16 protein-coding genes and 2 pseudogenes are annotated in these 19881 nt (G+C 48.0%); 16 read left to right on the forward strand and 2 right to left on the reverse strand.

The window, feature by feature from the left end; all coding sequences use genetic code 11:
- The first annotated feature begins 6 nt into the window (after window positions 1–6).
- From yihT to DES37_RS04345, 16 genes and pseudogenes are all read left to right on the forward strand, one after another.
- Entirely contained in the window at window positions 7–885 is an 879-nt protein-coding gene (yihT, locus tag DES37_RS04270; RefSeq protein ID WP_110024967.1) for a sulfofructosephosphate aldolase, read from the forward strand.
- A gap of 15 nt (window positions 886–900) precedes the next feature.
- Window positions 901–2142, forward strand: a complete 1242-nt coding sequence (gene yihS, locus DES37_RS04275) for a sulfoquinovose isomerase (protein WP_110024968.1) — start codon at window positions 901–903, stop codon at window positions 2140–2142.
- 68 nt (window positions 2143–2210) lie between these two features.
- Window positions 2211–3104, forward strand: a complete 894-nt coding sequence (locus DES37_RS04280) for an aldose-1-epimerase (RefSeq protein ID WP_110024969.1) — start codon at window positions 2211–2213, stop codon at window positions 3102–3104.
- A gap of 100 nt (window positions 3105–3204) precedes the next feature.
- Window positions 3205–4080 carry a sulfite exporter TauE/SafE family protein gene (locus DES37_RS04285; RefSeq protein WP_110024970.1) on the forward strand — a complete coding sequence of 292 codons (876 nt, stop codon included), beginning with the start codon at window positions 3205–3207 and terminating at the stop codon, window positions 4078–4080.
- A gap of 122 nt (window positions 4081–4202) precedes the next feature.
- Complete coding sequence (locus DES37_RS04290) at window positions 4203–6239, forward strand: alpha-glucosidase (protein ID WP_110024971.1); 2037 nt, start codon at window positions 4203–4205, stop codon at window positions 6237–6239.
- Window positions 6240–6284: 45 nt separating this feature from the next.
- Window positions 6285–7667, forward strand: a complete 1383-nt coding sequence (locus tag DES37_RS04295; RefSeq protein WP_110024972.1) for an MFS transporter — start codon at window positions 6285–6287, stop codon at window positions 7665–7667.
- A gap of 41 nt (window positions 7668–7708) precedes the next feature.
- Window positions 7709–9130, forward strand: a complete 1422-nt coding sequence (locus DES37_RS04300) for an MFS transporter (protein ID WP_110024973.1) — start codon at window positions 7709–7711, stop codon at window positions 9128–9130.
- Window positions 9131–9196: 66 nt separating this feature from the next.
- Window positions 9197–9889: a porin OmpL gene (ompL, locus tag DES37_RS04305; RefSeq protein ID WP_110025063.1), complete on the forward strand. Its 693-nt coding sequence runs from the start codon at window positions 9197–9199 to the stop codon at window positions 9887–9889.
- A 524-nt stretch (window positions 9890–10413) separates the two neighbouring features.
- Window positions 10414–12021: pseudogene (locus tag DES37_RS04310) on the forward strand (S-type pyocin domain-containing protein).
- A 7-nt stretch (window positions 12022–12028) separates the two neighbouring features.
- A complete protein-coding gene (locus tag DES37_RS04315; protein ID WP_110024974.1) occupies window positions 12029–12286 on the forward strand; it encodes a colicin E3-like toxin immunity protein in 258 nt (85 codons plus the stop codon).
- A gap of 305 nt (window positions 12287–12591) precedes the next feature.
- Window positions 12592–12830, forward strand: a pseudogene (locus DES37_RS04320) (bacteriocin immunity protein); the annotation flags it as partial.
- Between the two features lie 586 nt (window positions 12831–13416).
- Window positions 13417–14490: an alpha/beta fold hydrolase gene (locus tag DES37_RS04325; RefSeq protein ID WP_110024975.1), complete on the forward strand. Its 1074-nt coding sequence runs from the start codon at window positions 13417–13419 to the stop codon at window positions 14488–14490.
- 110 nt (window positions 14491–14600) lie between these two features.
- A complete protein-coding gene (locus tag DES37_RS04330) occupies window positions 14601–16211 on the forward strand; it encodes a methyl-accepting chemotaxis protein (protein WP_110024976.1) in 1611 nt (536 codons plus the stop codon).
- Window positions 16212–16591: 380 nt separating this feature from the next.
- Entirely contained in the window at window positions 16592–17269 is a 678-nt protein-coding gene (locus tag DES37_RS04335; RefSeq protein ID WP_110024977.1) for a DUF1963 domain-containing protein, read from the forward strand.
- 173 nt (window positions 17270–17442) lie between these two features.
- Window positions 17443–17754: a hypothetical protein gene (locus tag DES37_RS04340; protein ID WP_064594556.1), complete on the forward strand. Its 312-nt coding sequence runs from the start codon at window positions 17443–17445 to the stop codon at window positions 17752–17754.
- A 245-nt stretch (window positions 17755–17999) separates the two neighbouring features.
- Window positions 18000–18479: a hypothetical protein gene (locus DES37_RS04345; RefSeq protein WP_064594554.1), complete on the forward strand. Its 480-nt coding sequence runs from the start codon at window positions 18000–18002 to the stop codon at window positions 18477–18479.
- Window positions 18480–18568: 89 nt separating this feature from the next.
- On the opposite strand, the gene DES37_RS04350 is transcribed toward DES37_RS04345, so the two are convergent.
- Both DES37_RS04350 and DES37_RS04360 read right to left on the reverse strand, forming a co-directional pair.
- On the reverse strand, window positions 18569–18805 hold the full coding sequence (locus DES37_RS04350; protein WP_110024978.1) for a hypothetical protein: 237 nt from the start codon (window positions 18803–18805) through the stop codon (window positions 18569–18571).
- Window positions 18806–19180: 375 nt separating this feature from the next.
- Window positions 19181–19600: a bleomycin resistance protein gene (locus DES37_RS04360; RefSeq protein ID WP_064595502.1), complete on the reverse strand. Its 420-nt coding sequence runs from the start codon at window positions 19598–19600 to the stop codon at window positions 19181–19183.
- Window positions 19601–19881: the final 281 nt, after the last annotated feature.

Consider the following 19881-nt stretch of genomic DNA (forward strand, 5'->3'; position numbering starts at 1 on the left):
AATGGCATGAAGAGTTTCACCCTTAACGATATTACTCGCCCGTCAGGCGGCTTTGCCATGCTGGCAGTAGACCAGCGCGAGGCAATGCGCTTAATGTTCGCGGCAGCAGGCGTGCCTTCCCCCGTGGAAGACAGCGTACTGACAAATTTTAAAGTGAACGCGGCGAAGATCCTGTCGCCATATGCCTCGGCCATTCTGGTCGACCAGCAATTTTGCTACCGCCAGGTGGTTGAACAGCAGGCTGTTGCCAAAAGCTGCGCCACGATTGTGGCGGCAGATGCCTTTATTCCCGGCAACGGCATTCCGGTCGACAGCGTAGAAATCGACAAATCCGTTAACCCGCAAGCCGTGAAACGTGATGGTGCCAAAGCGTTAAAACTGCTGGTGCTCTGGCGCAGCGATGAAGACGCACAGCAGCGCCTGGAAATGGTCAGAACATTCAATGAATTGTGCCACAGCAATGGGCTGGTAAGCATTATTGAACCGGTGGTACGCCCACCTCGTTGCGGCGACAACTTCAACCGAGAGCAGGCCATTATTGATGCCGCCAAAGAGCTTGGTGACAGCGGGGCAGACCTCTACAAAGTTGAAATGCCGCTGTATGGCAAAGGGCCACAGCAGGCACTGCTTAATGCATCACTCCGCCTGAATGAACACATCAATATGCCATGGGTGATCCTCTCTTCCGGGGTGGACGAAAAATTGTTCCCGCGTGCAGTACGCGTGGCGATGACGGCGGGGGCCTCTGGCTTCCTGGCCGGGCGGGCAGTGTGGTCGTCGGTAATTGGCCTGCCGGATACCGAACTGATGCTGCGGGATATCTCTGTACCCAAGTTGCAACGTTTGGGTGAAATCGTCGATGAAATGATGGCGAAACGCCATTAATGTGAGGGAAAAAGAATGAAATGGTTTAATACCCTGAGCCACAACCGCTGGCTGGAACAAGAAACGGACCGTATCTTCGATTTTGGCAAAAAGTCTGCGGTGCCGACGGGATTTGGCTGGCTTGGTAACCAGGGGCAAATCAAGGAAGATAAAGGCACCCACCTGTGGATCACTGCGCGTATGCTCCATGTTTACTCTGTGGCTGCATCAATGGGGCGGCCTGGGGCATATGCCCTGGTAGACCATGGTATCAAAGCGATGAACGGCGCTTTGCGTGATAAAAAATACGGTGGCTGGTATGCCTGTGTGAATGATGAAGGCGTTATTGATGCATCAAAACAAGGGTATCAGCACTTTTTTGCCTTACTTGGCGCTGCCAGTGCGGTTACAACCGGGCACCCACAAGCCCGTGAACTGCTCAACTACACCATCGAAGTGATTGAGAAATACTTCTGGAGCGAAGAAGAGCAAATGTGCCTGGAATCCTGGGACGAGGCCTTCAGTAAAACAGAAGACTACCGCGGTGGTAATGCCAACATGCACGCGGTGGAAGCCTTCCTGATTGTTTACGATGTCACTCATGATAAAAAATGGCTGGACCGCGCTATTCGGGTCGCCTCAGTCATTATTCATGATGTCGCCAGAAATAATGAATACCGGGTAAACGAACACTTTGATGTTAACTGGAAACCTCTGCGCGATTACAACAAAGATAACCCTGCTCACCGCTTCCGCGCCTATGGCGGCACACCGGGACACTGGATTGAGTGGGGGCGCCTGATGCTGCACATTCATGCAGCCCTTGAAGCCCGCAGTGAGCAACCCCCTGCCTGGTTGCTGGAAGACGCCAAAGGGTTGTTCAACGCAACAGTGCGTGACGCATGGGCACCCGATGGCGCTGACGGCATTGTTTATACCGTGGACTGGGAAGGCAAACCGATTGTCCGTGAACGTGTGCGCTGGCCCATAGTGGAAGCGATGGGCACTGCCTATGCCTTATGGGTGGTAACGGGCGACAGGCAGTATGAAACCTGGTACCAGAAATGGTGGGATTACTGCATTACTTACCTGATGGACTACGAGAATGGCTCCTGGTGGCAGGAGTTAGATGCGGATAACAAAGTGACGACCAAAGTCTGGGATGGTAAGCAGGATATCTACCACTTGCTGCACTGCCTGGTTATTCCGCGTATTCCACTCGCACCTGGCCTGGCACCAGCAGTAGCCGCTGGATTGCTGGATATTAACGCAAGATAAAACGAAGAACCTGCGGCATATCTGTACATTTATTGTTGGTATGCCGTTCTTTTATAAGGACTTCATAAATGCAGAAAATATCCAGGCACAGTGGTGGTGAAACTATCACGCTGGTGGCAGGCGATTACCGGGCGCAAATTGTTTCTGTTGGCGCCGGGCTTGCACAATTTACCTGTAAAGGACGCCATTTGGTGATTCCCCATGACCCTTGCGTGATGCCCCTGGCACACCTGGGAAAAGTGTTGCTGCCCTGGCCGAATCGCCTTGCCGGAGGGCGTTATCAATATGCCGGGCAGGCGTACCAGTTACCGGTGAATGAGCCTGCCTCTGGAGCCGCAATTCATGGACTTGTCGCCTGGCGTGACTGGCAGGTGAGTGAGTTATCAGCCACAAAAGTGGTTCTGGCGCTGTTTTTGCCACCGAGCTACGGCTATCCGTTTTCCTTAATGGTTCAGGCTATTTATTCGTTAAATGAGCACTCAGGGTTGTCGGTGCGTATTATCAGTGAAAATTGTGGCGACCAGAAAGCACCCTATGGTGCAGGTGTTCACCCTTATTTGACCTGCAATTTAACGCCTGTCGATAAGTGCTTATTGCAGTTACCTGCCAGGCAGGTGATCGCCACACAAGGAGGGGATATATGTGATGCTGCTGCTCTGCATATGGATTATTCACAGGCAAGGCAAATTGGTGAGCAACAGATTGACCATACGTTCAGGGCATCAGGCGAACAATGGGAAATGAAGCTCATTGACGCACAATTGGGCCGTTCAGTAAATATGCGTTCAGACCAGCCATGGATACAGGTTTATAGCGGTGAAAAATTAAACCGCCAGGGGCTGGCTGTTGAGCCGATGAGTTGTCCGCCCGATGCGTTCAATTCAAAAATTAATTTGATTGAGTTATCCCCAGGCCAGCAATACTGCCTGTTTTTTAATATTTTCGAAGAACAACTTTACTAAGTGAATTAACTATGTGAAGAACGCAGATTACAGCCTTGCTGATTTTATGATCTACGTAACTAACTTCTTATGGGTTAATTGAATCAATAAAGGAAATATTATGGATTTCTTTAATATCATTACCCCTGATGGCCTGGTACTGGATACGAATATTGTCTGTATCGTCATCGCATTAATGTTTCTTTATACGTTCGTTGGGATCTGTGCAGGCTTTGGTGGCGGTTTAACTACCATGCCGCTAATTACGTTAATGTTGCCAGTAAAAATGGCAACGCCATTATCTGTGATTGTAGGCACCGCAACGGCAATTTATGCAACCTGGCTATCGCGTAAAGAAACCGACTGGCGTTCGGCCGCAGTACTGATTGCATTCTCATTCTTAGGTATTCCTGTCGGGCTGTACGCGCTCTCATACCTTCCTGACCATATTATGAAGATGGGACTGGGGGGCTTCCTTATTCTCTATTCATTCTACAGCATGTTTATTCCCCGGTTACCGGTTTATGACAAGCGCTGGATAGCCGCACCTTTGGGTGCAATCGGTGGTGCATTGGGAGCAGCATTCTCAACCAATGGCCCGCCAGTGGTGATGTACGGCATGTTGCGTAATTTAGGCCCGGCAGCGTTTAGGGGGACTCTGAACGCATTCTTTACTGCGAACAATATTGCTGTTGTCGGCGGGTTGGCAACCAGCGGAATTCTGACTATTTCGGTTGTTAAACTGGTGTTGTTCTGTATTCCAACGATGATCCTCGGTTCCCTGGTTGGGCAATATGTTCATAAACATATTTCCGTTAAAGTTTTCCGGGTGCTGGTGTTTATATTGCTGATTGCTTCCGGAGCTATGTTAATTAAAGGCGCGCTGGGCATTTCTGCACTGGCTGCACTTGTGCCTCCCTTTGCATTATTAGTTGTATTGCAGGCTCTGTTTGGTAAGCGAATTTCTGCGCTGCGAAACGCAACGGAGGGGAAGTAATTAATTAAGTGTTGTGCCGGGCTGTTAATGGCGTTTTTGCTGAAAGAATAGCCCGGTTTTTATGGTGGATATTATAAGGTTTTATATTTTTGCATTTACCGATTACATGGAGAATATTATCAATGAGCAGGTTAAACCCGTATCTGTCAGCGGTTCAGTTAACCCAATCTTCCCAGGGATTCAGTGTGTATTATCAGCAACGCCTGATACTGCAACACAATACTGAAAACCCTTGCTTGTGGGTGGGGTGTGGTGCCGCCGATATTGATATGTTTCGCGGTAACTTCAGCATTAAAGATAAGCTGAATGAGAAAATCGCACTGAGTAAGGCCAGGGTACGCGAGTGCCCCGAAGGTTGGCTGGTAGATTTCAGCCGGGGAGACAGTATTCGGGCAACCCTGCAGATTGGGGTGGATGAAGCAGGGCGGCTGGTGCTGAACCTGCATAACGAAGACCAGCAACATAACCGCATTTGGCTGCGCCTGGCAGCAAACCCGGAAGACCATATTTATGGTTGCGGTGAACAGTTCTCTTATTTTGATTTACGTGGCAAACCTTTCCCGTTGTGGACCAGTGAACAGGGTGTTGGGCGCAATAAAAACAGCTATGTCACCTGGCAGGCAGACTGCAAAGAAAATGCCGGTGGCGATTATTATTGGACCTTTTTTCCACAGCCAACATTTGTCAGCACTCAGAAGTATTACTGCCATGTGGATAGCAGCTGCTACATGAATTTCGATTTCAGCGCACCGGATTATCACGAATTAGCATTGTGGGAAAACCAGGCGACACTGCGTTTTGAATGTGCCGATTCTTATATCGCATTGCTGGAAAAACTGACCGCTTTGCTGGGCCGCCAGCCAGAACTACCCGACTGGGTGTATGACGGTGTCACACTGGGTATTCAGGGCGGTACTGATGTATGCCAGCAGAAGCTCGATACCCTGCGCCAGGCTGGCGTAAAAGTGAATGGCATTTGGGCTCAGGACTGGTCCGGCATCCGCATGACTTCCTTTGGCAAACGCGTGATGTGGAACTGGAAGTGGGACAGCGACAATTACCCGCAACTGGACAGCCGCATTAAGCAGTGGAAAGAAGAGGGCGTGCAATTTCTTGCTTATATCAACCCTTATGTTGCCAGCGATAAAGACCTGTGTGCTGAAGCGGCGCAAAAGGGTTACCTGGCAAAAGACGCTGCGGGTGGCGATTACCTGGTAGAGTTCGGCGAGTTTTATGGTGGCGTTGTCGACCTCACCAACCCGGAGGCTTACACCTGGTTCAAAGACGTTATCAAGACCAACATGGTTGAACTGGGTTGCAGTGGCTGGATGGCGGATTTTGGCGAATACCTGCCGACAGACACCTTCCTGCACAATGGTGTCAGCGCGGAAATTATGCACAATGCCTGGCCTGCGTTGTGGGCCAAATGTAATTACGAAGCACTGCAGGAAACCGGCAAGCTCGGTGAGCTGATGTATTTCATGCGTGCCGGGTATACCGGGAGCCAGCGCTATTCCACCATGATGTGGGCCGGTGACCAGAATGTGGACTGGAGCCTGGATGATGGCCTGGCCTCTGTAGTGCCTGCGGCACTCTCTTTGGGGATGACCGGCCACGGCCTGCACCACAGCGATATTGGTGGTTACACCACACTGTTTGACATGAAGCGCAGCAAAGAGTTGCTGTTGCGCTGGTGTGATTTCAGCGCGTTCACACCAATGATGCGTACCCATGAGGGCAACCGCCCGGGCGATAACTGGCAGTTTGACAGCGACGCCGAAACCATTGCGCACTTCGCGCGCATGACGACCATTTTCACTACACTGAAGCCTTACTTACGCCAGGCTGTGGCCCAAAACGCGGCCACCGGTTTACCGGTAATGCGCCCGTTGTTCCTGCATTACGAAGACGATGCCCACACTTACACCCTGAAATACCAGTATCTGCTGGGGCAGGATTTACTGGTGGCCCCGGTTTATGAGCAGGGGCGTGATGAATGGTCGCTGTACTTGCCAGAAGACAATTGGGTGAACATGTGGACAGGGGAAACCTGCCGGGGTGGTGAAGTGACGGTTACGGCCCCACTCGGCAAACCGCCCGTGTTCTGGCGGGCACAAAGTGAGTGGGCACCACTGTTTGCTTCTTTACGCACTATCTGAGTTGGTTTGCCCGCAGCGTAAGTTGCGGGCACATGGAGAACAATAATGACTCAACCCGATGCCAATCCGGCAACCCTGCGCTTGCCCTTTAAAGAAAAACTCGCCTACGGAATGGGCGATTTAGGCTCTAATATCCTGCTGGATATTGGTACGCTCTATTTACTTAAGTTTTATACCGATGTACTGGGGTTACCCGGCACTTACGGCGGGATTATTTTCCTGATCGCCAAGTTTTTTACCGCATTTACCGATATGGGTACCGGTATTCTGCTCGATTCACGGCGTAACATTGGCACGAAAGGCAAATTTCGCCCCTTTGTGCTTTATGCTGCTTTTCCGGTAACCCTGCTGGCAATTGCCAACTTCGTTGGGACACCCTTTGAAGTCACCGGTAAAACGGTGATGGCAACGGTACTGTTCATGTTGTATGGCCTGTTCTTCAGTCTGATGAACTGTTCATACGGCGCCATGGTGCCGGCAATCACCAAAAACCCGCATGAGCGTGCATCCCTGGCTGCCTGGCGGCAGGGTGGTGCGACACTGGGGTTATTGCTGTGTACTGTTGGTTTTGTTCCGGTAATGAACCTGATAGAGGGCAACGACCAACTGGGCTATATCTTTGCCGCCACGCTGTTTTCCCTGTTCGGCCTGTTCTTTATGTGGTGGTGTTATGCCGGAGTGAAAGAGCGCTACTCAGAAGCCCGGCATGCCAGCGCACATCACAAACCCGGGTTGCTGCAATCTTTCCGGGCCATTGCCGGTAACCGCCCGCTGTTTATTCTGTGCATCGCCAATCTCTGCACTCTGGGTGCATTCAATGTGAAGCTGGCAATCCAGGTGTATTACACCCAGTACGTACTGAACGACCCAATCCTGCTGTCATGGATGGGCTTTTTCAGTATGGGTTGTATTTTCATCGGGGTCTTTATGATGCCGGGCATGGTCCGGCGCTTTGGTAAGAAAAAGGTCTATATCGGCGGCCTGCTTATCTGGGTGGCAGGCGACTTACTGAACTATTTCCTGGGCGGTGGCTCTGTCAGTTTTGTGGCCTTCTCCTGCCTGGCGTTCTTTGGCTCTGCCTTTGTAAACAGCCTGAACTGGGCGCTGGTTTCCGACACCGTGGAATACGGTGAGTGGCATACCGGCGTGCGTTCAGAAGGCACGGTTTACACCGGTTTTACCTTCTTTCGCAAAGTGTCGCAGGCGCTGGCCGGGTTTTTCCCGGGCTGGATGCTTACCCAAATAGAATATGTCCCGAACGTGGCACAGTCTGCGCATACCATCGAAGGGTTACGCCAGCTGATCTTTATTTACCCTTGCGCACTGGCGGTTATCACCATTATTGCCATGGGCTGTTTCTACAATTTGAACGAAAAAATGTATGTGCGAATTGTGGAAGAAATTGAAGCCAGAAAACAAACCGTTTAAACCTGGAGATAACGCCCTGCGGGGCGTTATGCGAGGCGATTATGTCCAATTATGATGCACTCACGTTAAAATTGAGTTTGCGGGAAAAATTTGCCTATGGAATGGGGGATTTTGGTTCAAATTTGATGCTGTGTATTGGCACCCTGTATTTATTGAAGTTCTATACAGATGAGCTTGGGATGCCCGCCTATTACGGAGGGATTATTTTCCTGGTTGCCAAGTTTTTTACTGCGGCCACAGATATGTTTACTGGTGTATTACTGGATTCCCGGCGCAATATCGGGGCAAAAGGAAAATTCAGGCCGTTTATTTTATATGCCTCATTTCCTGTTGCACTGGTTGCCACCGCACAGTTTTTAGCCACAGAATTCCCGCTGGTAGTTAAAACTGTGCTGGCGACAGCTTTGTTTATGCTATTTGGCCTGTTTTACAGCCTGATGAACTGCTCTTATGGGGCGATGGTTCCGGCTATAACCAAAAATCCCCATGAGCGTGCGCAACTGGCCGCCTGGCGCCAGGGCGGTGCCACGCTGGGGCTGTTGCTGTGCACTGTTGCCTTTATCCCTATTAAATCACTGATTACCTGGTCGTCATCTGCGGGGTATTTGCTGACTGCACTGCTGTTTTCGTTGTGCGGGTTATTCAGCATGTGGTGGTGCTTTCGGGGTGTGAAAGAGCGCTATATTCAGGTGTTACCTGAAGGACATAAACCGGGAATTCTGAAGTCCTTCTGCGCTATCTTTAATAATCCGCCCTTGCTGGTGCTGTGCATTGCTAATTTGTGTACTCTGGCGGCATTTAATATCAAGCTGGCGATTCAGGTGTATTACACACAATATGTGCTGAATGATATTCATTTGCTGTCGTGGATGGGGTTTTTCAGCATGGGATGCATTCTGATAGGGGTGTTGTTAGTGCCAGCCAGTGTCCGGCGTTTTGGTAAAAAACAAGTGTACCTTGGTGGCTTGTTTTTATGGGCCGCAGGGGATTTACTGAATTTCTTTTGGGGAAGCACTTCGGTATTGTTTGTTGCGTTCTCATGTGTGGCTTTTTTCGGCACCGCATTTGTGAACAGCCTGAACTGGGCGCTGGTGCCAGATACCGTGGAGTACGGTGAGTGGAAAACAGGCATTCGTGCCGAAGGCTCGGTGTACACCGGGTATACTTTTTCGCGCAAAATTTCCGCAGCACTGGCTGGTTTCCTGCCTGGGATAATGCTTACCCAGATTGGTTATATTCCCAATATTGCCCAAAGCAGCGGCACGTTGATGGGGTTACGTCAGCTCATGTTTATTTGGCCCGGAGGTCTGGCAGTGATTGCCGCGCTCACCATGAGCCTGTTTTATAAACTTAATGAGCAACGTTTTGCCAGTATTATTGAAGAGTTAAGCCAGAGAAAGAAATTTACCGAGGAACAGGAAAACCTGAACAGTAAAGAAAAAGTCTCTACCGTAAACATCTGATAATAACCGCCGCCATTACCATCCTGATGGGTGGCGGCTTTCTGTACCTGAAATAATGAGAATATGATGAACAAAATAAAATTAATGATGATATTATCCTCTGCAATATCAACCTCTGTTTATGCAGGTGCTTATGTAGAAAACAGAGAAGCGTATAACCTGGCTAATGACCAGCAAGAAATTATGCTACGGGTGGGTTATAACTTTGATATGGGTGCCGGTATTATGTTAACCAATACTTATAATTTACGGCGTAAAGATGAGTTAAAACATGGCTATAATGAAATAGAAGGGTGGTATCCGCTCTTTAAGCCCACGCCACGGTTAACGGTTCAACCCGGCGGGCTGATTACCGATAAAAGTATTGGTTCCAGTGGCGCGGTGTATCTGGATGTGAACTATAAGTTTACTCCCTGGTTTAACCTGACAGTGCGTAACAGGTATAACCATAATAACTACAGCACAGTTGACTTAAACAATAAGTTGGATAATAACGACACCTACGAGATTGGTAACTACTGGAATTTTATTATTACCGATAAATTTTCTTATACTTTTGAACCCCACTACTTCATTCGGCTGAATGATTTTCACAGTAGTAATGGTAAAGACCACCACTGGGAGATCACCAATACTTTCAAATACCGGGTTAACCAGCACTGGTTACCCTATTTTGAACTGCGCTGGCTGGACCGATACGCAGAGCCTTACCACAGAGAACAGAACCAGATTCGCCTTGGGGTGAAGTATTTCTTCTGATTGCAGAATCCTCTTTTATTGCCTTAATAACAATACAGCCACAATGTTGATGTTGCCTGTGGCTGTGTTGCTCTATTCAATACAGGTCGACAGGTTTTGGTAAAAATAGCTATTGGCCGCTATTGTTTTTTATTATGAACAATTGCTCTGCATTTATGTTTTTATAACCAAATGATTTTCGATGTTTTTTTCTGAGGCAAGTAACGATAAATACTAAAATAGCGTTGTGTGTTTTGTAAATAACCCAGTTTCATGACCTGAGTCACTTTAAAATAAAATAATAGTTAAGTTAATATTCCGCCAGGAAAAATGTATACCACAAGGAAAAGGAATGAGCCGTCAATATACTAATGAACTGGCGCCAGAAAGGCTGGCAGGGGAAGAAAAAAAGCTATCACGCTGTCAGGGAATTTAATGAATAACGGCGCTGCGGTTACCAGCACTAATCAGCGGCTTTTTCTTGTTGCAGGGAGCGCGGCCGTGGCAATGCCAGCAGTTTTCCTTGTTGCGCCCGGTGGGGCGTAATGGGGTACCGCCCTAATGTCGATGGCCTGGGAATGGCCCTTAGTAACGATGAAACAACAACCGGCGCACGGCTGATTAGCTCCATTCCGCTCGACCAGGTGAATATCTATGGCTTTGGTGTTATACGCGAGGGGGACAGAACCACGCCATGTCCGGCGTGCGGGAAGCCAGGCAAGGTTATTGAAGGTGCCAAACAGTACCAGCGCACCTTTATGGGGGTTCAGGTTGCGGTAGACCGTTGCGTAGTGATGTGTGGCTGCCCGCCCGGCAGCAACCGGATCATTGCCCCCGTCGGCCAGTGGATGGGCCCGGGGCCATCTCCTGAGCAAATCGCTAATACAGAGCTGGCGGCACGCAAGGCTCAACAGGAAGCAGAGCAAAAACGGCTGGCAGAAGAGCGGGATCGCAACCGGGTGTTCGCCAAATCCTACCTGCGTGGAGAGGGCTGCAATGATGCCGGCGAAGCACCAGAGCCCCATACCAACTTTTCCGAAATGGCCTTTTACCGGGCCGTGTTCCTTGCTGATCCGGGCACAGATAATGAACCCTCCCAATATGCTCAGGCCGCCAGGAAAAAGAAATCTGCGGAAGATATTCCGGCACCAAAGAAACGCAGTGCTTTATATAAATGGTGGTTTGGTAACCATGAAGAAATGGACTACCTGGCCGCAAAAACAGCAGCAGAACGTGCCGAAAATGCCAGGGCTGCTATAGCCGGAGCCAGTCCACTGGTGTTGCTGGGGGGCAGAGCAGCGCTACCCGGAACCTGGGCGGTAACACCAGGTTCCGCACTGACTGGCCTTGGCCGGGTTGCACTTAATGGCCCGGGTGGAATCCTGTTTTTAGGTATGTACCCCGGCAAACTGAATAGTGGGGAACAAGATTTTATTGACCGTATGCGGCTGGAGCAAATGCAGGAAGCCCCCAGCCGTGTGCGCTATAGTTGGGAGCCAGACAACCGGGGGAATATGGTGCCCCATGGTTGGCATACACCACCGGGTAAGGACAGCGTGCGAGTGCGCTATATGGCGTGGAGCAATACTCGCCAGGCGTATACTTTCACCACGGAAGACGAACCGCACATCACCATTATCTGGACGCCAGACAGTTCCGGTATCAATACCCCTCAAAATACAGGCAACCAAAACCCGGTAAGAATACCTAATCCGGTTATTGTTGAACCACTGCCAGAAGACAGAGGCATTGAAGCAACAACCAGCCCGGCACCGGAAGAAAAACACTTTGCGGATTATATCTTGATCCTGCCTGTGCCAAATATTCCGCCGGTTTATGTCTATCTGAGCAAGCCACGTAATGGCTTACCCCAAAATGGACATGACTATCATCTGGCTCCTGAAACCTGTGAGATTATTGGTATCTCTGGATTGTCAGAGGCTAAGCCTAAAACACCTAAGCAAGGAGGAGGGGGCAAGCGAGAACGTTGGATTGATGCAAAAGGAAGGCGTATATATGAGTAGGATTCACAGCATAGTGAACTTGAAGTGTATCGTACAAGTGATGGTGAACACCTTGGATCGGTAGATTATAAAACTGGTAACCAATTGAAGCCTGCAGTAAAAGGGCGAAACATTAAGCGTTATTTGTGAGGACAACATGGGATTAAAACTCAGACTACAATGGTTTGATAAGTTAACAGAACTGGGAGTCGGTAAAGAGTACTCAATTGATTTTGGTGATGATGCCAGTATTATGACTGACTGCTTGGCTTTACCAACTAAAGATATAGTAAATAATGGTTCTTTCGAATTAAAAACTAATTGGGTAGGATATTTACAGCCTCATTTTACTCATCGCATTACCTTCTCGTCTTATGACTATTTTATTTCGTTTGATTATAAAGATAAATGGTAATCACAAGTGTGCGATCAGGTCTTCTTGGGCTGAGTCTGGTAATTAAATGGAATTGAGACTACATAGGGATAGCTTGATGGTGTGCTGATCTTCTAATCTGTCAAGGAATTATTGTCCATGCTAATAAATTTCAATTGAGTGATATTGGTACTCCTGTCGCAATAAAAATTTATTATGATTTGGGATATAACGGTAAGGAAGTGCCTTATATACTGACGTCAAAATATTATGGTAATGTTTGGTATAGCTACACATGTGCATGGCAATGTTTTTTAACAAGAAAGAGTAAATAATATGAGTGGGGGGTATCTGATTATTCAGAGCGGGAAATTTTAGATTTAGTCCATAAAGTTTATAATGCAGTAGGCCCAACAGAAGAGGACGATAACCGGCGGGTCAAAGAGTTCAGACGGCTTGCTGAACATCCATCTGACTCTGACCTTACTTCTATCCAGAGGATGGGAAAGATGATAGCCCCGAAGGTATTGTTCAGCAAGTTAAAGAATGGCGGCAGGAAAATGGTAAACCCGGGTTTAAGGTTTAGTTTCTGGTGCATGGAATCTTACCTGCCAGCAGGCCATGTTAATGGATAATCCCCTGGGTAAACTTTCTCTTGGGTGTTTTAATTTCATATTTCAGGCGGGAAGCAGGCGGCTGAGCTATTCGTGCTTATATCACATGTTAATCTGACAGCGCCTTATTGATACTTTAATAAATTACCTGGGAAAAACGTATTAAGAGCTTATTGATTATGAATTGTTCGCCTACAAAAAACTCAAACTGGCTTATCAGGCGAACCTGGCCTGAGTCCTGGTATGGTAAACGACGGTATTTTCTTGTCCTTCAGGATGTCGTCACTAACCAAAGTGGCATGGTGCTGCTTTATTATTCACTTTTACGGTGTCAACTCGTTTTCCCATATGTTGCCGCTATTCGCCCACCTGAAAAGAAAATCGTTTCACTCAACATAGCAGCATAAGTAAAACTGGCTTAAAAACATCTCGTTAAAACACAAAGAAAAAGAACATCGTGTTTTATTGTGCTGATTTCATTGATTTTTATTGGGATTATTCTGAATTGAAATTACCATCGGAGCTCTACAACCTGCACATAATTTAAGAGCTGTTATTATGTCAAAACATATTTTATCAGGTATCGCGTGTGCCATTCTGTTAACTCTGTCATCTTTAGCCTTAGCAGAAACCTCATTCCCAACCCCCAAAGAAGCCGACTGGACTGCAAAAACGTTCACCTTTAATAGTGGAGATAAATTCAACAATCTGCGTATTCACTACTATACGATTGGTGATAAAAGTAAACCGGCGGTATTATTGCTTCACGGAACTAATCAGCCAGTGCGTTCACTGTTAGCAAAGGGCTTTGCTGGTGAATTATTTGGCCCGGGTCAGGCTCTGGACAGCAGCAAATACTTTATTATCATCCCGGAAAGTATCGGCTCTGGAAAATCATCAAAACCTTCTGATGGTTTACGTATGGCATTCCCGCATTACGATTATGACGATATGGTGACAGCACAATATCGTTTAATTAAAGAAGGGTTAGGTCTTTCTCATTTACGCCTGGTCATGGGGTATTCCATGGGAGGCATGCAAACCTGGTTGTGGGGCGAAAAATATCCGTCGATGATGGATGCCCTGGTACCGATGGCTTCCCAGCCTAATGAGCTTTCCGGTCGCAACTGGATGATGCGCCGCATGCTGATCGAATCTGTTAAAAATGATCCCGCCTGGGCTGAAGGGAATTATAAACAGCAACCTCCTGCCCTTAAGACCGCAAATATTATGTTCAGCATTGCCACCACTGGCGGTACGCTGGCTTACCAGCACCAGGCCCCAACTCGCGCGCTGGCCGATAAACTGGTAGACGAGCGCCTGGCGGCCCCTGTTACTGCAGATGCCAATGACTTCATTTATATCTGGGGTTCCTCGGCAAATTACAATGCGTTGCCCAACCTTAACCGTATTACCGCACCCATGCTGATTATTAATTCAGCGGACGACGAGCGTAACCCGGTTGAGACAGGAATTCTGGCGGGTGAAATCAAACAGCTAAAACAGGCTCAGTTATTCCTTATTCCGGCGAGCACCGAAACCCGCGGCCACGGCACCATGATGTTGGCTAAATTTTACAGTGCAAAACTAAAAACATTTTTAGCCAGCATTCCCAGGCACGACAAGCAATAACTAACACAACCAGCAGGGCATTATTTCAGTTATGCCCTGCATTTTATTAAAGATGCGGTTTTCAACACCATACTCCATTTCATTATGATATTGGCAAAAGGGAAAACTCTATGTTTCGAAAAATAAAGATCCGCACAGCGCTCAGTTTGATGATTCTCTCACTGACGGCTTTATTATTGTTTGTCGGCGTTTTGGGTTTATTTGCTTTGCAGTCAGGAAATAAATCCTTTGCCCGTGTGGATACCGAAGTGTTACCTGGCCTTGTTTCCCTGAATGAAAGTTCTGAATTGTTATTACGTGGTCGCCTTGATTTACGCCTGTATGAATCATTAATGGGAAAAGGCGAAACCGATAAAGCCAAAGTGGCACTGGACCGGGCCCGGGGTAAAATTGAAACTGCTGGCGCTAAATGGCAGAACTACCTGAAATACCCGCAGTCGTCAGAGGAACAGGCAATTGCCACCGAAATGGCTACCAGCCGTGAAAAACTGATGAACGAGTTTATCAACCCGGGTATTGCAGCTCTGCAAGCCGGTAAACTGGATGAATACCGCCAGTCTGCCGGGAAATCAACCGCGTTGTATGCCGCGTTTGATAAGGCATCGAAAGCACTCGTTGCCTATAAACTGAAAAGCATTGATACCGCATACGACGAATCCAACAGCCGTGTAAGGCGCATGCAGTATGTGCTCTGGTTCTCTATCACCTGCGCACTGGTGCTGGCGGGGCTTGCCTGGGCGGTGATGACCAGTTTGATTGTGAATCCCCTGAATAAAGTGATTTCTGTCTTTGACCGTATCGCAGAAGGCGACTTGCGGGCGCGCATTGATGTGACGGGAAAAAATGAAATCGCAAGGCTGTTTTCCTCTGTGCAGCGTATGCGTGACGGGCTGGAAAACATGGTGCGTGGTGTTCACACGGGTACGAATGCGATTAGCAGCGGGGTGGAAGAAATAGCCTCTGGCAACATTGATTTGTCCAGCCGCACTGAGCAGCAGGCCGCTTCGCTTGATGAGACAGCTTCCAGCATGGAACAGATCATGGCGACAGTAAAAAACAATGAAGAAAATACGCAAAAAGCCAATGAACTGTCGTTAAAAGCATCCAGCTCGGCATCACGTGGGGCTAACGTGGTATCTGAAGTGGTGTCCACAATGGCGTCTATTGAAAAGAGCTCAGCCAAAATTGGTGACATCGTCAGTGTGATTGACGGTATCGCTTTCCAGACCAACCTGCTGGCACTGAATGCTGCAGTAGAAGCTGCCAGAGCAGGCGAAGCTGGCCGTGGGTTTGCTGTGGTGGCTTCTGAAGTGCGCACGCTTGCCCAACGTAGTGCCACTGCCGCCAAAGAAATTGGCACCATGATAGATGACTCCCTGAGCCGCATTGAACAGGGCTCCGGCCTGGTGAAAGAAGCCGGCCGCACCATGAGTGAAGTGATGGTGGATGTTAAAGAAGTGGTGGAGATCATGGATGAGTTGATGCTGGCGTCTGGCGAACAGACTCGCGGTATCTCGCAGATCAACATTGCTATTCACCAGATGGACGGCGTAACCCAACAAAACGCCTCGCTGGTTGCTGAAGTGGCAACTGCCGCCAGTTCGTTACAGGAGCAGGTGGTGCACTTACAGCAATCTGTTACACGCTTCCGGGTTGATACAGAACAGGACAGCCATTTGTTAACCAGCGAGCCATTAAAGCTGGGGCTGCTTGCCAGCTGATACAACTGGATTCATCAGGCTTATGTTCAGATAATTATAGGGCGGGGGGAGACCTCGCCCTATTTAATTGTCTGAGGCTGGAACACCACCGCTTCGGCAAACTGCTGAAGTCTTCTATTCCGGTGTAACCCATTAGTTCTCTTTTTCATGCTACGAAAGACGCATCTTTCTGGAAGAGATGGAAACGTTTATTTACGAAGCTAAAAAAATGGCTTCCGCCAGAGCCTGAATGTCTGCTCCGTGCCAGGAGCGGACCCTCGCTACTCTTCTGAAGAGGAAGTTCAGGAATATGTAAGTCTGTTGGCTAATAATTACGATATAGAATAAGAACTTCACTATTTCAAAATCCAAAGAGTATTTGCATACACAAGGTTGCGGTTATGAAACCCAAGGGTGCGTTAGTTTTAGAAGAACTCAGATCCAAATTACGTCCTGCATCTGTAGCACAAGTCGGTGGTTTTCGTCCCACTGCAGATCCCATTACATCCTGGTTTTTGAAAGGAGTCTCTCTACCTGATGAAGGGTTGCCAGTTTGGCAGGGGCAGCCGATGTTTCCGCTTCTTCAGATTCGTATAGATGAGCTTCCCGTGATTCCTGAACAATTGAAGGGGGTCGCACTTCTGGTGCTTTATCACAATATGGAAAGTCATCCATTTGATAAACCTCATGGCGAGGGTTGGCTAATACGAGAATATGCCACCCTTGAGGGGCTTGAGTTATTGCCCGTAATTGATACTCCATATCGTGCATTTCCGGTTCGATGGTTAAGTGTCAATGATGATTCTCCGGGATGGGAGGATGCCTGGGACATTATTGATCTGTCTGACGTAAATGATGATGAGGAGGCAAGTGACAGCTTCTATGGTGATTTTAACCGATACAGTGGAACCAAGGTCGGAGGATATCCGATGGAGATACAGCATGGTGTGGGGATTCAAGATTTTGTCTTTCAGGTTGGGTCAGAAGAAAAAGTAAGCTGGATGTGGGCAGACAATGGTATCGGCTACTTTCACAAGTCACCAGAGGGGCTCTGGACGTTTTCGTGTCAGTTTTACTAGAAGTTCAACTTCCGAGCCTTGCTCTGAGCAGACATGACACCTTTCCTGCCTGGTAGCTCTATGCCAGAGCGGACATAGTTAATGTCTTTCAGGAAGGAAACAATTACCATGTGTAATACTGTGTGAGCGGGTTAAACCTAGACAAGAAATCATTATTGTGGAGGGATCTTTTGATGAGTTGTGAACACTGCCAGGATCTATGTGTCAAATACGTCATCCGTCATCCTGAACACTTACGTAAGGCTATTCGTATTGCAAAGCATGCGCTCAATGAAGGGATTCTGACCGAGACCAAAGCAACTGATGATTGGAACCAATATACTTTTAATGAGTGTGCTGAAAAGATGATATGGGGTGATATAGTTGATTATCATTTTGTATGTAAGCATTGCGGTACTCAGTTTGTATTAGGCGCTGAAACATATCATGGCAGTGGTGGCTATTGGTCACCAGAGAACGAAAAGCCATCTGCAACATTTGACTAAATCTCATTCTTGGTAATCAGGAATAGTTGTTGTGGGCTGCTTCGTGCCGGTAGCGAATATAGTCTGCAGGTACCGGACTAACTGTTTTATGACAAGGGCGGACTTTGGGCTGTTGTCTGTGGGGCGGTATTCCAGCAGAATAAGTCTGCTTTAAGCGTGAACATTGTTTATGCCGCCACAAGCTATTGAAGCTGGCTTCGGCTGGCGTTACCGACTAACAAAAGAATGGATGCAAGGGGTAGGCTATGCGTACTCATCAACTTAACAAGCCCAGTAAGCTGTATCGCAGTGTTAACACGACTACGCGGCATAGGTCTAATAATCCTGGTGCTGAGTATCGCTGGGAACGTAATCGTAAAAAGGTGGGTGAAGAGCTACAGGCAAAGCGCGAGACAATGCATGGCAGGCAAAAACGTGGCAGGGACTACACACCATTGTTTCACTTTCTGATCAAACAGATTGGAAAATCCTGGGATGATATATTCAGCGAAGTATGTGGACGTCTTGATACCACCAAACCGGTATTCTGGTTAGTTGCATTGCATGAACATCAGCGTAGGGAACTGGTCTGTATTGGTGAGAGCAGCTTTTATCCAGGTCTGTTTGTTGATGGGAACGGAATTCTGCAACAGGTCAATCCGTCGATTACGGGGAAGGATGTTCAGGTGACTTGCCGCTGCTGCACACACACTTACATTGGTGAGCCAGTGCCCCAGCTCGATTAAGTGGCAGCATTTCTGGCACTGCCACGGGGGAGTCTGCAATCAGCAGTGGGAGCGATGGCTGGCTTCAATTGTTTGCTTAAAGTAAAAACTCACCATAACCAGCGCTGCTCAGATTCGTGCCAGGATCCCTGCCAGAGGTCAAAACGTGTTAGTTGTCTCAGTTTGCGTAAAACGACATCTTCACCCACTAACAAGAGGCTTTGCTCCGGAATTGAAATACCAAAATGGCCTCCCGCAATGGGGAATATTTCACATTCTGGTGTGAGTGAACCCAACACTTTTTCTATCTTCTTACGGCCAGCTTTTACAATTAACTGAAGCCCCATCAGCGTTTGAACTCCACAGTGGCTAAATGCTCAAGTGCCCGGCTGACCAGAGCGAGAACTGCGTCAGGGATTGATTGCCCTCTGATATCATAAATAACCTGGCAGGTTCGAATGTGAGCAGGAAGTTGGGATAACCCGTAGGATATTCTGGCAAGATTATACTCAATACTGAGTTGCACAGGGTCCTCGGATTCCAGGTTGTGGTTGGCTACAAGGATGAACTCTCCGAGCTCTTCATTTATAAATTCTGGGGTAAACACCGCGCCTCTCTTTAATTGTCTCGCCATTCTATTTCAGGATGACTCCTGCACTCCAGCTACCGCTTCTCGCTGACCATGTATTGTGCTTGTCTGACCAGAAATGAGCAGGGATACTTTATTCTAAGTACTGGCTGAAGCGTAACAGGTAGCCATCTGGATCTTGTACAAGAAACTCCCGCTGGCAGGCTATATGCTCACCGACGTTGTAGTGGTTATCGCGTAGTCCCCGATACAAAGTTATTTCGTGAGTAAGAATACGTGCCACTAAATTTTCAATATCATCAACTTCTATCTGGAAATTAATCCCTCGCCCCAACGGCCTGATGAGTTCTCCCGTATTCCATCCTTCCTCATGGTATTGTTCAATCATTAGTTGTGCCTCGCCAAGGCTGATGTAGGCAAAATCGGGTTCGCTGCGCATTATCATAATGTTAAAACCCAGTACATCGGTATAGAAACGCAGGGAAGCAGGAAAATCTGTTACGGTAAGTTCAGGAACCATACGGTTCCAATATGATTCTTTTAGAACGGTCATAATGTCCACTCTTTTTTGGCTCATGCCGAATAGATTAGATTACCTGCGTATGATTCGTGACTCCACATATGTGAGACAGAGCCTGGTAGCCCTGATAATGAATCAACAGGAGTTAAGTGGTACCGGGCAAGGCGAAATTTCACAATTTTAATTACATGCAAGGCTAACGGTTATTACTTTCTGACAGAGATCGAAGGTGATTTTGGCAGGGAACGAATGCTCAATAACTGCAGGGGATTCGTTTCCGAACTCAGCCAGATGAGTGAAGAAATGATAACTTC

Source organism: Mangrovibacter plantisponsor (assembly GCF_003182475.1).
Taxonomy (GTDB): domain Bacteria; phylum Pseudomonadota; class Gammaproteobacteria; order Enterobacterales; family Enterobacteriaceae; genus Mangrovibacter; species Mangrovibacter plantisponsor.

Coding starts and splice junctions, on each gene's coding strand:
- DES37_RS04360 (WP_064595502.1), bottom strand. CDS start 19,600: ATGACCGTTCTAAAAGAATCATATTGGAACCGTATGGTTCCTGAACTT.
- DES37_RS04290 (WP_110024971.1), top strand. CDS start 4,203: ATGAGCAGGTTAAACCCGTATCTGTCAGCGGTTCAGTTAACCCAATCT.
- ompL (WP_110025063.1), top strand. CDS start 9,197: ATGAACAAAATAAAATTAATGATGATATTATCCTCTGCAATATCAACC.
- DES37_RS04345 (WP_064594554.1), top strand. CDS start 18,000: ATGCGTACTCATCAACTTAACAAGCCCAGTAAGCTGTATCGCAGTGTT.
- DES37_RS04330 (WP_110024976.1), top strand. CDS start 14,601: ATGTTTCGAAAAATAAAGATCCGCACAGCGCTCAGTTTGATGATTCTC.
- DES37_RS04350 (WP_110024978.1), bottom strand. CDS start 18,805: ATGGGGCTTCAGTTAATTGTAAAAGCTGGCCGTAAGAAGATAGAAAAA.
- DES37_RS04325 (WP_110024975.1), top strand. CDS start 13,417: ATGTCAAAACATATTTTATCAGGTATCGCGTGTGCCATTCTGTTAACT.
- yihS (WP_110024968.1), top strand. CDS start 901: ATGAAATGGTTTAATACCCTGAGCCACAACCGCTGGCTGGAACAAGAA.
- DES37_RS04280 (WP_110024969.1), top strand. CDS start 2,211: ATGCAGAAAATATCCAGGCACAGTGGTGGTGAAACTATCACGCTGGTG.
- DES37_RS04315 (WP_110024974.1), top strand. CDS start 12,029: ATGGGATTAAAACTCAGACTACAATGGTTTGATAAGTTAACAGAACTG.
- DES37_RS04295 (WP_110024972.1), top strand. CDS start 6,285: ATGACTCAACCCGATGCCAATCCGGCAACCCTGCGCTTGCCCTTTAAA.
- DES37_RS04285 (WP_110024970.1), top strand. CDS start 3,205: ATGGATTTCTTTAATATCATTACCCCTGATGGCCTGGTACTGGATACG.
- DES37_RS04335 (WP_110024977.1), top strand. CDS start 16,592: ATGAAACCCAAGGGTGCGTTAGTTTTAGAAGAACTCAGATCCAAATTA.
- yihT (WP_110024967.1), top strand. CDS start 7: ATGAAGAGTTTCACCCTTAACGATATTACTCGCCCGTCAGGCGGCTTT.
- DES37_RS04340 (WP_064594556.1), top strand. CDS start 17,443: ATGAGTTGTGAACACTGCCAGGATCTATGTGTCAAATACGTCATCCGT.
- DES37_RS04300 (WP_110024973.1), top strand. CDS start 7,709: ATGTCCAATTATGATGCACTCACGTTAAAATTGAGTTTGCGGGAAAAA.